The 16,454-nt window shown below is 43.8% G+C and carries 8 protein-coding genes and 3 rRNA genes; 9 read left to right on the top strand and 2 right to left on the bottom strand.

Annotated features, from left to right (window positions below; all coding sequences use genetic code 11):
* The first annotated feature begins 245 nt into the window (after positions 1-245).
* Entirely contained in the window at positions 246-920 is a 675-nt protein-coding gene (locus tag ACYX4W_RS00865) for a YkgJ family cysteine cluster protein (protein ID WP_476074412.1), read from the top strand.
* A gap of 46 nt (positions 921-966) precedes the next feature.
* On the opposite strand, the gene ACYX4W_RS00860 is transcribed toward ACYX4W_RS00865, so the two are convergent.
* The gene (locus tag ACYX4W_RS00860) at positions 967-1,857 is read right to left on the bottom strand and encodes a LysR family transcriptional regulator (protein ID WP_476074411.1); all 891 of its coding nucleotides are present in this window, start codon (positions 1,855-1,857) and stop codon (positions 967-969) included.
* Positions 1,858-2,059: 202 nt separating this feature from the next.
* Between ACYX4W_RS00860 and ACYX4W_RS00855 the strand changes: the two genes are divergently transcribed.
* Genes ACYX4W_RS00855 through ACYX4W_RS00845 form a run of 3 tightly spaced genes read left to right on the top strand, consistent with a single transcriptional unit; the run spans position 2,060 to position 6,306 of the window.
* Positions 2,060-3,805 (top strand): ABC transporter transmembrane domain-containing protein, encoded by a 1,746-nt coding sequence (locus tag ACYX4W_RS00855; RefSeq protein ID WP_476074410.1) that lies wholly within the window; start codon positions 2,060-2,062, stop codon positions 3,803-3,805.
* Positions 3,806-4,858 (top strand): HlyD family secretion protein, encoded by a 1,053-nt coding sequence (locus tag ACYX4W_RS00850; RefSeq protein WP_476074409.1) that lies wholly within the window; start codon positions 3,806-3,808, stop codon positions 4,856-4,858. It abuts the gene before it with no gap.
* Positions 4,852-6,306 (top strand): TolC family protein, encoded by a 1,455-nt coding sequence (locus ACYX4W_RS00845; protein WP_476074408.1) that lies wholly within the window; start codon positions 4,852-4,854, stop codon positions 6,304-6,306. Before ACYX4W_RS00850 ends, ACYX4W_RS00845 begins: the two co-directional genes overlap by 7 nt.
* 193 nt (positions 6,307-6,499) lie before the next feature.
* On the opposite strand, the gene ACYX4W_RS00840 is transcribed toward ACYX4W_RS00845, so the two are convergent.
* Positions 6,500-7,312 (bottom strand): hypothetical protein, encoded by an 813-nt coding sequence (locus ACYX4W_RS00840; protein WP_474804523.1) that lies wholly within the window; start codon positions 7,310-7,312, stop codon positions 6,500-6,502.
* Between the two features lie 649 nt (positions 7,313-7,961).
* Here ACYX4W_RS00840 and ACYX4W_RS00835 point away from each other — a divergent pair.
* From ACYX4W_RS00835 to ACYX4W_RS00815, 5 genes are all read left to right on the top strand, one after another.
* Positions 7,962-9,494: ribosomal RNA gene (locus ACYX4W_RS00835) — 16S ribosomal RNA — on the top strand.
* 330 nt (positions 9,495-9,824) lie between these two features.
* Positions 9,825-12,700, top strand: a 23S ribosomal RNA gene (locus tag ACYX4W_RS00830).
* 135 nt (positions 12,701-12,835) lie between these two features.
* A 5S ribosomal RNA gene (rrf, locus tag ACYX4W_RS00825) occupies positions 12,836-12,951 on the top strand.
* The 16S, 23S and 5S rRNA genes sit together here, the layout of an rRNA operon.
* 207 nt (positions 12,952-13,158) lie before the next feature.
* Positions 13,159-14,247 carry a glycosyltransferase family 2 protein gene (locus ACYX4W_RS00820; RefSeq protein ID WP_476074407.1) on the top strand — a complete coding sequence of 363 codons (1,089 nt, stop codon included), beginning with the start codon at positions 13,159-13,161 and terminating at the stop codon, positions 14,245-14,247.
* Between the two features lie 82 nt (positions 14,248-14,329).
* Positions 14,330-15,949: a hypothetical protein gene (locus ACYX4W_RS00815; protein ID WP_476074406.1), complete on the top strand. Its 1,620-nt coding sequence runs from the start codon at positions 14,330-14,332 to the stop codon at positions 15,947-15,949.
* Positions 15,950-16,454: the final 505 nt, after the last annotated feature.

The raw sequence follows: 16,454 nt of genomic DNA, 5'->3' as shown, positions 1-16,454 counted from the left end.
AACCTCAAAAATCAAAATAAAATCCACGCCAATTCAACCCCTGCCATTAAGCCTCAAGCTTAATCACACCCGGCGGGGAAGAAGCATGCTTTAAAATATTGGGGTCGGAGTACATTTCTGCCTCCAATGCTATCTGTTCACTGGTTACCAAAATCAGTAAACAAAGTGTTGAGTTCATGCTACCTACCATATTACCCAGCGTGAACTTCGTTTCGTTTTAGTTTGCTTTTATTAGCGGAGTCGTTATGAATAGGCTGCGTGAGCTTTCCAGCCAAGTGATGGATGTTTACCAATCTCTTTCTCAAGAATTTAGCGCATATCAATCAAGCCAGTCATTAAACTGTGTTGAGAAGTGCGGCGCATGTTGCAATAAACCCGACATTGAAGTGTCGCCTTTAGAAATGTTGCCATATGCACTGCATCTGTTTGATAGTGGTCAAGCCGAACAAGTATTCGATGAGCTTCAAAGCTATAGCGGTTTTGCATGCAAGCAATATCAACGCTTGAGTTTAGACGGTACAGAAGGTTATTGCGGAATTTACGAATACCGCCCAGGAATTTGCCGTATGTTTGGTGCGGCAGGCTATAAGACAAAGTCAGGCGAAGCAACGCTTTCGGTATGTAAGCCGATTAAACAAGCCGTACCAGAAAAGTATGCGGCCGCGCTAATAGCCATACAACCACTGGGTTCTGATGTGCTTAAGTATCCGTTGGTTGTTGATATTGCTGCAAACAGTACTAGTCACGTTGTAAAGACGAAGCCGCCAATGATCGCAGAAGGTAGGCAAAAACTGGCTCAATTAGATTATGAATTGGGTGAAAAGCTTATGCCTATCAATGACGCACTACGCTTTGTGTTAGAAAAAATTCTGACACTAAGTTTTTATGCGCAAGATATAGATGATGGTGTTGCTGCTTAAACAAATAGAAAGCATAAAATGTACTCTGACCCCATAACTCAGAGTGTTACGCTAAAATTCCACGTGCCGATTCCACGATCGCTTCACTAATTGTATAGTCGGCACGGCTTTTACCGGTAATGGCGTAGTATCTCTCATTCAAAGTATTGGCGTTACCTATGCAATGCACCCCGTACTGTTCTTCTACATGTTTTGATATAGCTGATGGGGCACAGAACACGCCAAAGTCCTCGCTGCCGAATAACTTCAGCAGCGCCGTATCATCGAATTCGGCCACAATTTTTGGGTAAAGCTGTTCGGTTTCAAGCCAGCTTGTAAGTGCTTGGCGTATGCCCGACGTGTTTCCTTGAATAAGTAACGGCATTTGGTTTAAACAATCTGGAAACTGTAGCCCTTCACTAAGAGGCGACTTAGCAAAAAAGCTTAAAGAGCTTTCCCCTAAAAAGTAGCTGTTAGCGCTAATTTGCGTACCGGGCGCTATGCCTCTGTCAGCAACAATAAAGTCGATAGCATTTATAGCCAACTCCTTTAGTAAACCATCAAAGCTATCTTCTTTAATTACGTACTTTACTTGCGAGAACTTGCGCATGGTGTCGTGCACAAAATCATAAAAAAGCACTTTTGGAATACCATTTGTAATACCTATTACGAATTCCTTCGTATTTACTTCATCGCTATTGTTAAGTATTTCAGCCAGTTGGTTACCCTTGTGAAATATTTCGCTGGCATACTGATAACTTACTTTACCCCGTGCGTTTAGGTACAGCCGCTTGTTTATTCTGTCAAATAGTGAATAACCAAGCTGACTTTCAAACGTGCTCAGTTGCCCGCTTACCGTTTGCGGGGTAACGTGGAGTAACTTAGCTGCTTTGGCAATGCTACCTTCGCGGGCAACCAGATAAAAATAATAGAGATGGTGGTAGTTAAGATGATGCATGCTTTATCAACCTGTTAAACGAGTAGAGAAAAGTACTCTGACCCCATTATTTGTAAACGCAATTATTTTCGATGAAGTATTAAGAATATAACAGATTTATTCTTACTAACCATTGCAATACACTATAAGTGTTGTTGCATATGCTATTTATAACAACGCATAACTAACTTTTCTGAGCTAGCGGTATATTGAAGACATAACTATGGCTAAAACAATAAACTTACGTAAAACGCGAAAAACACTGTTTTCGTTATTGAAACCGGAGGCTGGCTTTTTTTGGGTAGCAATCGCTTATGGCGTTGCAATTAGTTTGATGACACTGGCAGTACCTATTGCTGTACAAACGCTAATTAACAGTATTGCCAATATTGGCTCAACACGTGCTGTTATCATCCTCGCCGTTATCTTGTTTCTTACCTTGTTTATATCAGGTGTATTCAGCGCACTTCGTATGCGCGTAATGGAGTTTTACGAGCGCAAGGTGTATGCACGCCTTACCGCAGATTTAGGGCTTAAAACTATTCTTGCCCCGCATAGCTTTTTCGAAGGTCGTCAGAACGTAAGTATTACGCAGCGTTACTTCGATATTATGACGTTTCAAAAGAACATGCCTTCGCTGATGATCGACGGCTTTGCTCTGGTACTGCAGATGCTGGTGGGTTTTACGTTAGTTTCATTTTACCATCCCGCACTTTTTGCCTTTAACGTAGTGCTTTTACTTACGATGTATGCCGTGTGGAAAATTTGGGGGCGGGGCGCTAAACGCACGGCCATCGAACTTTCTCACGCTAAGTATGATTCAGCTAAGTGGCTGCACGACCTTGCCATCGCACACGAGTTTTTCAAGTCGGCGGATCACGTGGAATATGCCGGTCGCAGTACCGAAGGCTATATCAGTAACTATGTGAAAAAGCACAAAAGCCACTTCAATTACACTTTCGCGCAAGTGGTAATGTTCCTATTAATGTATGCGGTGGCAAGTGCTTCGCTACTTGGCATTGGTGGTGTGCTTGTTGTACAAGGTGAGCTGTCTATTGGTCAGCTCGTTGCGGCCGAGCTGGTAATGTCTGCCGTATTCTTTGGTTTATCCCGCTTTACTCAGTACTTAAAACTTTATTATGAACTCTACGGTGCAGCCGAAAAGTTGGGTGGTGCTTTAGCCATGCCTCAGGAAGAGCTAAATGCCTCAGAGCACATCCCTACATCGTCTAAGTTGGTTTTTAACAATGTAGAGCTTAAACATGGAAATGATACCTGCCATTTAAACGTTGTGTTCGAGCCAAGTACTAAGTATTTCGTGACTACTGACAAAAGCTGGGTTCAAAAGCAACTGTTGGGGCTAGTAAAGCAATATGAACGCGTGAAGTCAGGCGATATATTATTAGGTGAGTTTAGCCTAAACGATTATGACACCCATGAGTTAAGGCAGGCGGTAACTATTTTAGATCGTTCTTTAATTATTGAAGTGTCTATCGAGCGATACTTGAAACTGGCACATCCCGACGCGAGCATTGCCGATATTCGCGCCGCCCTTGAAGAAGTCGAAATGACGAAGGTTATCGATAGCTTACCGGAAGGTCTGCAGACCAAAGTGTCGGTATTAGGTGCGCCTTTACAGCCGTTAGAATTCTTACTGCTTAAGCTGGCTGCTGCTATCGTAGGCAAACCTAAGCTGCTTGTGTTGAACCAGCACTTTGATGCCATACCTGTCGACTTAAGAGCAAGACTGCTAAGACGCTTAAGCAAGTACGATTTCACTGTAATGTACTTTACCAATATGCCAATACCGGATTGCTTCGAGGGTGTGCTTCATCTACACGATAATGCCACGGCTATGTTGAACACATATAGCGCTAGCGAATTGCCAGTCAGTGGTGAGCATGAAAGTACTAATGCTAATAATGGACAAAGTAATAACTTACAAACAAATGATAAGGAGGGTGAGTAAGTGAATAACGCAGAACGTCGCTTTTTAGACAACATTACATCGTTACCCTCTTTGAAAGTGCCCAAACTCCACCGCGTCATCACAGGCGTGATCATTTTCTTGGTACTAGCTGCTGGATTAATACTGTACTTTACCCCTTGGATCCAAACCGCCTATGGTACAGGTATGGTTGACTCGCTCGACCCTAAAGACAGAACCCAGCCTATTAACGCTCTTGTCGATGGACAGGTTAAAAAATGGCATGTGAGAGAAGGTCAGCAAGTTAAAGCGGGCGAGCCTATTGTTACGCTTATTGATATCGATGCTCAGCGTCTTGAAAAGCTTCAGTCGCAGCTTTCTGCTGCAAATCTTAAAAACCAAGCTAACGAAACGGCGGTGAAAAATGCCGAAAATAACCTGGCGCGCCAAAAGTCACTGCAGGAACAAGGCTTGGTGTCTCGTAAAGAAGTTGAGCAAGCCGAAATCAAAGTACAGGAGCTAAGAGCAAAAGCCGCAGCATCGGTATCGGAAATAAACGAAGTAAGTATGACGCTCTCTCGTCAATCTACCCAAACCAAGTTTGCGCCGGTAGATGGTACCGTGGTGCGTTTACTGTCGGGTGGTGTGTCTACTTTTGTAAAATCGGGCGACATCTTAGGTCAGTTTATTCCTGCCGATGCCAAGCGTAGTGTGCGGGTAACGGTAAGGGGATTAGATGCACCATTAGTAAAACCTGGTGCAAAAGCGCGATTGCAGTTCGAAGGTTGGCCGGTTTTCCAGTTTAGCGGGTGGCCTGGAAGTGCAATAGGAACCTTCGGTGGTGAAGTAGTATATGTTGAGCCGGTGGCAAACGCCACGGGCGACTTTAATGTGTGGATCAGACCCGACGAGTCCGACGTTCCATGGCCAGCAGAAAGTTCGGCCCGTTTAGGTAGCCGTGTAAAAGCATGGGTGCTGCTAGAGGAAGTACGATTGGGTTATGAAATGTGGAGACAGTTAAATAACTTCCCGCCATTACCTACACAGCAGTCATCAACAGGTGGAGCGAAAGGCTCAGGAGCATCGATATGGTAATGCGCAGATTGTTTTTTACTGCAATTGCATTAGTTACATATATAGGTGGAAGTGTACCTGGTTCATTCGCGCAGATACAAAATACGAATCAAGTGCAAACTCAACAGGGTAGACAAGCGCCAACCATAGAAGCGTTAGTTGATAGCATGGTGAACTATCATCCTTATGTGCAGGCGATTAACGAAGGAAACTATCAAGCTGCCGCTGAACTTGAGATTGCAAGGAGCAGCTTCGACCCCTTTATTGAACAGAAAACCAAAAGCCGAGTGTCGGGTTATTACGATGGGACCAACCTCACTCAGCGTTTCACCAACCCAATTGAAGATTTTAACGCGTCTGTATTTGGTGAGTATCGAATTGCCGCAGGTGACTTTCCTAGCTATGAAGGGTATTACGATACGCTTTCTGCCGGCGAGGCGAGTGTAGGTGTTGCCATGTCTCTTTTGCAAAATCGCGAGATAGATAAACGCAGAACTGAATTGCGCAACGCGGGGCTGGCTACATCGCAATGGCAGGCACTAGCGACGAGCCTTATAAACGACTTTGTCTATAAAGGTGTAAGTGAATACATTGCGTGGTACGAGAGTGCGTTACAAATTCAAGCCGTCACTGAGTTACTTAATACGGCGTCTGAACGTGAAAAAGCCTTGGTTACTCGGGTGGAGAAGGGCGACTTAGCCAGTATTGTGCTTACCGAATTTAAAGCCAACTTACTTCAACAGCGTTTAACATTGGCCGAACTAAAACAAAAGCGAGATACGCACGCGCAAATGCTGTCTTTTTACTGGCGTTCACCAACCGGTGACATGTTGGCAATTAACAGTGACCAGCCACCTACCGATTTGAGTTGGCCCTTTTGGATTGGCAACAGCCAGTTGGTGATGCTTCGCAATGCGCTTCGAAGTCACCCAGAATTAGATGTAATGAAGTTAGAACAGCAGGTGGTAGAAAATAAAGTTGCACTGGCTGACAACGCGCTACTCCCCAAGCTTGACCTTACAGCGTCTATCGCCAGAGATGTGGGGGCAGGCTCTGAAACATTGGAAGGCACAGAAACCAAAGTGGGCTTATCGTTTTCTTATCCGCTAGGCAACAGAAAGGCGAAGGCAGAGCGCGCTCAACTTCAGTCAAAGCAACGAGAGCTTGCACACAAGCTAACATCAACGCAGCAAGCTATCGTTCAACGATTCGAACAAGCTTTTATTTATTGGTCGCAAGCAAAGGATATTGTGTCGCTTCAAAGTGAAAATGCTGCGTTAGCGAAAACTTTGTCGAAGGTAGAGAAAACGCGATTCGATGCAGGTGACAGTGATATGTTCGTATTAAATGCGCGAGCGCAAAATGAGATTAAAGCCAGGATCAAAGAGATCAAAGCCAAGGTCGACTTATTAAAATCGGAGCTTATGCTATATAAAGAAGCAGCGATGCTGCATTCCCTCGACAACTAGCTTTTGTAGAATCCAGTCATCGCAATTGCAATGTAGGCGATGTGCAAGTGCTGACAAGATTATAAGTACGGGCTGCTTTTATTTACGACACACCTTACTGCAATTGAAGTTATCTACAAAGCCATAAACGAAAACGGCGTATTGATTTACTCAATACGCCGTTTCAGTTAAGCATTGTTTATGAACTGGAAGACTAATTGTTTAGCGCACTATTTACGTCGTCTTCACTTAGACCCGCCGACATAGCGTATTCTTTTAACTTATCATCAGACACACCAGCATGTTGAGCGGTGTTCAAAATACGCATTACTTGTTCACGCTGCTGCGCTGATTCTCGTACTGCTGTTTCGACTACTGTTTCCGCTTCGTTAGGAAACACGGCTAGAAGTGCGTCTACTACATATTCACCAACAAAAGGTACAGCGTTTAACGCACTTGTCATTATATCGACAATCTTGTTTGGATGTTCCTGAGACAATGTCTGCACTATGCTGTCAGCAGCATCAGGTTGCGTTAATACGGCAACGCGTACAATCTCATCTAATTCTTCAGGTGTAGAAACCGCAGCTGCTTGCACAACGAAATCTACATAAGTCGGTTCTGCCTTAATAGCTAATTGCACGATGTTAGGGCAGCTACTCACTTCTTTCTCTATAGCAAGCTGAACAATTTCTTCGGTAGAAGAAGGCTGCGCTGATATAGCAGCGAAGATAATCTCACGATATTTGTCAGGGTAGGTATCTAGCGCAATATCTACGATAGACACGATTTCTTGAGGGTAGTGACCTGCTATAGAGCTTATAGCTCTGCCTACAGACATGGTTTGGTCAACTTGACGTTTTAAAAAGGCTGTTTGAAAGCGATTAGACTCATCAACGGATTTTTCTACACTCGCTGAAGTGGATGGCTGAATTACTTCATCAGAAGAAGTGTCTTGTGCCATTGCCACATAACTAACTTGAGAAGCTAGTATTGCCGCTGATAGCAATGTAAGAGTTCGTAACATAAACCCACCTTTATAATTATTGCGTAGTCAATTTATGACACCACCAGTATTAATACATTTATAAAGAACGCAAAGCGTGCATCGTTTACGCTTATATACATTCTTATACGTATTCCTTTACGCTGGCTTCAATATCAGTAACTAATACTAAGCACTTTTATAATAACGGCAGGATCAAATACTACTTTAAGAACTACTACTTTATAGGATCTGAATCTCCATCCTATTAGTAATTAGTCCATATTGTCTACTAATTATCACATTTGAATGAAAAATAGACGGTTAGTTCAGTTTTTTCATCTTTTTTAAAATAAGTGTTGACGTGAGCGCTCATTTCCCTAAAATGCGCATCCGCTTCGGGGGAAAAGCAAAACAGCAACCCTCCTGAAGTAAGTCTCTACTACCTATATAGGCCAGTAAAGACGGGAGTTTAGAAGAAACGCTTCAGAAAATAAATTTTCAAAAAGTGTTGACAACGAAAACTTCCAGCGTATAATGCGCACCTCACTCGAACAGGGTGAGTCACTAAGAAGCAACGGCTTCTAGTGAATTGCGACGAAGTCGCAACGTTCTTTAACAATTTAGACAAGACAATCTGTGTGGGCACTCGTTAAGAGTGTCACAACGACGATTCATATTTCGATATATTTAATTGAAGAGTTTGATCATGGCTCAGATTGAACGCTGGCGGCAGGCCTAACACATGCAAGTCGAACGGTAACAGGAAGTGCTTGCACTTCGCTGACGAGTGGCGGACGGGTGAGTAATGCTTGGGAACTTGCCTTTGCGAGGGGGATAACAGTTGGAAACGACTGCTAATACCGCATAATGTCTACGGACCAAACGGGGCTTCGGCTCCGGCGCAAAGAGAGGCCCAAGTGAGATTAGCTAGTTGGTAAGGTAAAGGCTTACCAAGGCGACGATCTCTAGCTGTTCTGAGAGGAAGATCAGCCACACTGGGACTGAGACACGGCCCAGACTCCTACGGGAGGCAGCAGTGGGGAATATTGCACAATGGGGGAAACCCTGATGCAGCCATGCCGCGTGTGTGAAGAAGGCCTTCGGGTTGTAAAGCACTTTCAGTTGTGAGGAAAAGTTAGTAGTTAATACCTGCTAGCCGTGACGTTAACAACAGAAGAAGCACCGGCTAACTCCGTGCCAGCAGCCGCGGTAATACGGAGGGTGCGAGCGTTAATCGGAATTACTGGGCGTAAAGCGCACGCAGGCGGTTTGTTAAGCTAGATGTGAAAGCCCCGGGCTCAACCTGGGATGGTCATTTAGAACTGGCAGACTAGAGTCTTGGAGAGGGGAGTGGAATTCCAGGTGTAGCGGTGAAATGCGTAGATATCTGGAGGAACATCAGTGGCGAAGGCGACTCCCTGGCCAAAGACTGACGCTCATGTGCGAAAGTGTGGGTAGCGAACAGGATTAGATACCCTGGTAGTCCACACCGTAAACGCTGTCTACTAGCTGTTTGTGACTTTAAGTCGTGAGTAGCGAAGCTAACGCGCTAAGTAGACCGCCTGGGGAGTACGGCCGCAAGGTTAAAACTCAAATGAATTGACGGGGGCCCGCACAAGCGGTGGAGCATGTGGTTTAATTCGATGCAACGCGAAGAACCTTACCTACACTTGACATGCAGAGAACTTTCTAGAGATAGATTGGTGCCTTCGGGAACTCTGACACAGGTGCTGCATGGCTGTCGTCAGCTCGTGTCGTGAGATGTTGGGTTAAGTCCCGCAACGAGCGCAACCCTTGTCCTTAGTTGCCAGCATTAAGTTGGGCACTCTAAGGAGACTGCCGGTGACAAACCGGAGGAAGGTGGGGACGACGTCAAGTCATCATGGCCCTTACGTGTAGGGCTACACACGTGCTACAATGGCATTTACAGAGGGAAGCGAGACAGTGATGTGGAGCGGACCCCTTAAAGAATGTCGTAGTCCGGATTGGAGTCTGCAACTCGACTCCATGAAGTCGGAATCGCTAGTAATCGCAGGTCAGAATACTGCGGTGAATACGTTCCCGGGCCTTGTACACACCGCCCGTCACACCATGGGAGTGGGATGCAAAAGAAGTAGTTAGTCTAACCTTCGGGAGGACGATTACCACTTTGTGTTTCATGACTGGGGTGAAGTCGTAACAAGGTAACCCTAGGGGAACCTGGGGTTGGATCACCTCCTTACCATTACGTCGATAGACGCACTTGATGCAGTGCCTACACAGATTGTTTTGTTTATATTTAAAGATGACTTAAATAAAAGCCCTTAGCTTTGATTTAAGATCAAACCTAAGTGTTTTGAATTAAGCACTATGCTCTTTAACAATTTGGAAAGCTGATATTAATAGTAATCAATCAAAATTGAGTAACTGAGAAATCGAAAGATGAACTTTTTACTCTACTTGACTGAATTGCTTGTTATCAATTTATTGATAGCAAGGCAATTCTTCCGATTAGCTTGTCATTCATACGACATAACTCAGACAGAAGTCAAAAGGCTGTTTGGGGTTGTATGGTTAAGTGACGAAGCGTATACGGTGGATGCCTTGGCAGTTAGAGGCGATGAAGGACGTGTAAGTCTGCGAAAAGCTGTGGTGAGCCGACAAAATGCATTTGAGCCACAGATGTCCGAATGGGGAAACCCACCTGTTTACAGGTATCGTTACATGAATACATAGTGTAACGAGGCGAACGAGGGGAACTGAAACATCTAAGTACCCTTAGGAAAAGAAATCAATTGAGATTCCCCTAGTAGCGGCGAGCGAACGGGGAACAGCCCTTAAGCTGTATTGAATGTAGTGGAATCCTTTGGGAAGAGGAGCGATACAAGGTGATAGCCCTGTACACGACGCAATCTTTACAGTGAAATCGAGTAGGTCGGGACACGTGTTATCTTGACTGAATATGGGGGGACCATCCTCCAAGGCTAAATACTCCTAACTGACCGATAGTGAACCAGTACCGTGAGGGAAAGGCGAAAAGAACCCCTGTGAGGGGAGTGAAATAGAACCTGAAACCGTATACGTACAAGCAGTGGGAGCCCTTCGGGGTGACTGCGTACCTTTTGTATAATGGGTCAGCGACTTATATTTAGTAGCAAGGTTAAGCAAATAGCGGAGCCGTAGCGAAAGCGAGTGTTAACTGCGCGTTTAGTTGCTAGGTATAGACCCGAAACCCGGTGATCTAGCCATGAGCAGGTTGAAGGTTGAGTAACATCAACTGGAGGACCGAACCCACTGACGTTGAAAAGTCAGGGGATGACTTGTGGCTGGGGGTGAAAGGCCAATCAAACCGGGAGATAGCTGGTTCTCCCCGAAATCTATTTAGGTAGAGCCTCGGACGAATTCCATTGGGGGTAGAGCACTGTTAAGGCTAGGGGGTCATCCCGACTTACCAACCCTTTGCAAACTCCGAATACCAATGAGAACTATCCGGGAGACACACGGCGGGTGCTAACGTCCGTCGTGGAGAGGGAAACAACCCAGACCGCCAGCTAAGGTCCCAAAATATTGCTAAGTGGGAAACGATGTGGGAAGGCATAGACAGCTAGGAGGTTGGCTTAGAAGCAGCCACCCTTTAAAGAAAGCGTAATAGCTCACTAGTCGAGTCGGCCTGCGCGGAAGATGTAACGGGGCTAAGCAATATACCGAAGCTGCGGCAGCATGTTTACATGCTGGGTAGGGGAGCGTTGTGTAAGTGGATGAAGGTGAGTTGTAAAGCTTGCTGGACATATCACAAGTGCGAATGCTGACATGAGTAACGATAATGGGAGTGAAAAACTCCCACGCCGGAAGACCAAGGTTTCCTGTCCCATGCTAATCAGGGCAGGGTAAGTCGGCCCCTAAGGCGAGGCAGAAATGCGTAGTCGATGGGAAACGGATTAATATTTCCGTACTTATATAATCAGTGATGGAGGGACGGAGAAGGCTAGGCAAGCTTGGCGTTGGTTGTCCAAGTGAAAGTGCGTAGGCTGAAGACTTAGGTAAATCCGGGTTTTCAAGGCCGAGACACGAGACGAGCTCCCAAGGGAGTGAAGTTGTTGATGCCCTGCTTCCAGGAAAAGCTTCTAAACTTATGATTATATGAACCGTACCCCAAACCGACACAGGTGGTCAGGTAGAGAATACTAAGGCGCTTGAGAGAACTCGGGTGAAGGAACTCGGCAAAATTGTACCGTAACTTCGGGAGAAGGTACGCCTCTGTTTGTGAACACTTCGCGTGGTAAGCAAATGGAGGCCGCAGTGACCAGGTGGCTGGGACTGTTTATTAAAAACACAGCACTCTGCAAACTCGTAAGAGGACGTATAGGGTGTGACACCTGCCCGGTGCCGGAAGGTTAATTGATGGGGTTAGTTTTCGGACGAAGCTCTTGATCGAAGCCCCGGTAAACGGCGGCCGTAACTATAACGGTCCTAAGGTAGCGAAATTCCTTGTCGGGTAAGTTCCGACCTGCACGAATGGTGTAACCATGGCCACGCTGTCTCCACCCGAGACTCAGTGAAATTGAAATCGCAGTGAAGATGCTGTGTACCCGCACCTAGACGGAAAGACCCCGTGAACCTTTACTACAGCTTGGCACTGAACATTGAACCTACATGTGTAGGATAGGTGGGAGGCTTTGAAGCACAGTCGCTAGATTGTGTGGAGCCGTCCTTGAAATACCACCCTTGTATGTTTGATGTTCTAACATTGGCCCCTTATCGGGGTTGTGGACAGTGTCTGGTGGGTAGTTTGACTGGGGCGGTCTCCTCCCAAATAGTAACGGAGGAGCACGAAGGTTAGCTAATCACGGTCGGACATCGTGAGGTTAGTGCAATGGCATAAGCTAGCTTAACTGCGAGACAGACACGTCGAGCAGGTACGAAAGTAGGTCATAGTGATCCGGTGGTTCTGTATGGAAGGGCCATCGCTCAACGGATAAAAGGTACTCCGGGGATAACAGGCTGATACCGCCCAAGAGTTCATATCGACGGCGGTGTTTGGCACCTCGATGTCGGCTCATCACATCCTGGGGCTGAAGTCGGTCCCAAGGGTATGGCTGTTCGCCATTTAAAGTGGTACGCGAGCTGGGTTTAGAACGTCGTGAGACAGTTCGGTCCCTATCTGGTGTGGGCGTTGGATGATTGATGGGAGCTGCTCCTAGTACGAGAGGACCGGAGTGGACGAACCGCTGGTGTTCGGGTTGTGATGCCAATCGCATTGCCCGGTAGCTATGTTCGGAACGGATAACCGCTGAAAGCATCTAAGCGGGAAGCCGGCCCAAAGATGAGTCATCCCTGAACTTTAAGTTCTGGAAGGGTTGTTATAGACGATGACGTTGATAGGCAGGGTGTGGAAGCGTTGTAAGGCGTTAAGCTAACCTGTACTAATTGCCCGAGAGGCTTAACCATACAACGCCCAAAAAGCTTTAGGCTTTTGCGTGTTGTAGACAAGCTAAGCTCTGATAAAGAGCAGCAAGTAGAGTGAAAAGTAGTTACTCACTGATTGAATTAATATTATCTTTCCCAAATTGTTACCAGTTTTTTCCTGGCAGCCATAGCGATACGGTACCACCTGACCCCATTCCGAACTCAGAAGTGAAACGTATTAGCGCCGATGGTAGTGTGGGGCTTCCCCATGTGAGAGTAGGACACTGCCAGGTCCCATTAAGAGAAACCCGCCTAACGGCGGGTTTTTTGCGTTCGGAAGAAAGAAAAAATGGGGTCAGAGTACATTAATTTCCACTCATATCAACAAAACCTCAAAATTAAGATGTCTTTTTCGTTTCACTTGACATACATAATCAATATGTTGGCAAAGCTCTTTAGTGTAAAATGAGAATACATTACGAAGGAGCTATTAAATTAATATGGAAGAATACACTTTCTTCGAAAAAATGTTGCTTAGATTGAAGAGTGAATTAGCACAATGGAAAAAAGCGCAGCGACTGTTAATTAATCGGAACATAACATCCAGAAATGTTGAGCGAATTAAACTAGTTGCAGTCGCTAAAAATGAGTCGATGTACTTACCAGAATGGATTTTTCACCACCTATACTTCGGCTTCAGTGAAATAGAAATATACTACAATGGGTGTAGTGATAATACTGAAGAGTTGGCCAATCTACTCGAAGACCTTCCCGTAAAATTTATAAACAGTGATGAAGTTTTTGCAAGTGGTATCCCCGCTCCACAAGTTCACATATACAAAAGCAGTTTTACGAATATCGAGAGTGTAGACGCAGTTATGTTTCTTGATATTGATGAGTTTTGGGTTCCTATAGATTTAAAGAGAACAATTGCCCAGGTCTGCAGTTCAATAGGAAAGTTTGATACATTGTCTTTCAAATGGTTTAACAAGCTTGAAAAAGATAACTTGTTGACCCCTGCGCTTCAGCAAACAATAAGCGTTGAATCAGCCAGACAAATAAAAACGCTGTACAAAAAATACACGCGCCCCCAGCAGATGAACCCCCACAACACTTTAGATAATGGTTTACTACAAAAATTCGAGAATGCAGAGTATCTAAAGTGTATAAACGACCAAAATTCTCAGGTTGATTGTATCGAAATGCCAAAGAATGCTTACATATTACATCGAAAAAATCGGTCTCAATATGAATATGTCGCAATGTTACTCAGGGGGCGCCCTCTTGGAAAGCTGAAAGAAGAGCATTTACGTCTAAAAAGTAATCGAGCAGGTTTTTATTTTGTTTCTAACCCTCACACCTTTAGTTTTCAAACGGTTGCTTTCGAGGACTATCGAAGCTATATGGAAAAGCATTTGAAAGATGAAAGGTTTAGAGATTACTTTAAAAAAGCGAGAGAGTATCTTGATTTTCGATATTCGGAAGTAATTAAAATAGTGAGTGACAACTATTCAACAAACAAGCGGGATTTAAGTAAGCTCTTAACAGGCATTACCTTGCCAGATATAACGGAAATTCTCGAAAGGTGAATCACCGAATCTGGTGATCCTTATCAAGTTTCACTTCTACTAGGTGAGTTGTAGTCAAAATGTTGAGGTATTAGGTTTTAGAATGAAATTGCAGTTGTTAGGTAGTAGTGCATCAGAACTCTTTTCTTTGATAAGTGAACACCTTATATCAAATCACGTTGAGTTTGCTCTCAGCGAGTTATCTAATCTTGACAATCGAGAGCAGCGAATTGATGCTATTATTGTCTGTGATCCCATTGAATACTTAAAGCAAATATTTGTGAGCATAGAGCATAGTTATACAAATATTGGCGACTTTTTTGAAGCTAATATTGATGATGTAAATGCCTATTATGAGAAAATTTTTAGTTGTATAAAGGGAAATAAAGCTTTAGTTCTCTCCGACTCGGATCTACTAAGTTCTGTGCTGATAATTGAGTTAAAATACAATGTTTCATTTTCGAAAATACCTTACGGGAAACTATTCAGCATTACGTCAGGCGAGAGCGTTCGCTTGGCAGAGAAGGAAAAATTATATATAACTGAAAGACTAAGAGAAGCATATTTAATTTATGAAAAAGTAAATGCGATTTTTTTGGAAGAGTGGAGTGGTATTGTACAGCAAGTCATTGATAAATATAAAACTAATAAGAAGATAGCCATACATGTCGGTCCTCCAAAAACAGGTACTTCCGCGATACAAGGGTGGTTAAATAGTCAATCGGATAATTTATCATCTAAGGGGATTTATTATCCAAATCACAAAACAGATAGAAATGGCATAAGTTCGGGTAATTTCTCTTCATTGATTTCAACTTCCAGTGGAAGGTCGCTCTACTTCGACCGTGAAAAGCTCTCACAGCTTATCAAGGAACTAGAAAAGAAAAATGAAAAAATGCTCTTACTTTCTTCTGAGCACTTTTACTATTTTTTACCTTGGCTATTTCTGTATTGTAAGAGTGCCAAATATATTTTCTATATAAGACATCCGCTTTCGGTTTTAGAGTCAGGCTATAACCAGCAAGTAAAAAGGCATGGAAAGACAGAAAAGTTTAGGGCTCCAAGCAAAGTTAAGTTTAATCACCTTGAAACGATAGTTACGATTGCATCAAAATTTCAAGTAGATGTCATGTATCGTTTTTATGATTTTAGTGATTCAAAGGGCGATAATATCTTTGAAGATTTTTCTTCTTGCTTCGACAACTTTATTGAATCGCCGGCTGAATTCAGAAAAATAAACACAAAATTCTCACCTGGCTCTTTAGAGCTCATGAGGTTGTCAAACGGCATTGCTTCAAAAGCTGTGTTGGAGGAGTTGGATTTAATACTTCAGCGAATGAGTGAAAGTCATGTCGACTTTTCTCTAATGAACTTCAGCGACTTTGAAAAGCTCAATAACTTTCTTGAAAAAGACAAAGATGAGCTAGTTGCCCGATCGGACACATTGGACAGCGAGCGGTTTTCACGATTACTTACTTCTTATAAATGCGCCGAAACTTTAGATACCGAGGCAGTAAACGATGACTTTCGTTCGGTTATTAAAAGCTTATGTCGAAATCATAAGTTAATTGCATATTATTTGCACTACCAAAGTTACAACAGTCAAAATCTAAAGCTTTACTCTAGCTTGAGCGAACACTTAACTTCTAAGTTATTATCGGTGGTAGCATTTTACTCTTTACCGAAAATAATACGCCTAAAAAAAGCTATTCAGCGTTTTTAAATAGCAAAGTTGCATAATTTTTAAGGATTAAATTTTTAATAGCATTAAAAGTGTTGAAAGACAGGTTGAAAAATAATCTGCGTGGTGTAAAGACACGAAACAGCAACGATGTGTTTATGTCAACGTTACCATTTAATAATAACCCTGCTTATTTGCGGGGTAATTTTCAACTTGAACCTGTCAATTCTGTAATTAAGCAGCATGCAGAATTTGTCTGCTTCTTTATAATAGTACTCTTCTTTGCCTGTAGTGCATTTATAGAAAATAGTTAAAAGGAAAGGGTCTTAGCCAACCCTCTGATAAACGACTTTTCTATATCGATTATGGAGCGATTGATCCCTCATCGGATGCTAGACTTCGCTATGTACTGCTGAAATTACTCAATGTTGATAAAGTTACTCTTACTTTTAAAGTCTGGGTAACCTGCCTCCGGTAGCTTACCGAGAAAAACTAGAATACTCTCATTCAGGACTGTCTCATTAATGGGGAAGTGGACATAGCTCGT

Source organism: Alteromonas sp. ABH4_454 (genome assembly GCF_056311775.1).
The sequence above is the reverse complement of the archived record's forward strand: the minus strand, read 5'-3'. Positions and strand labels throughout refer to the sequence as shown.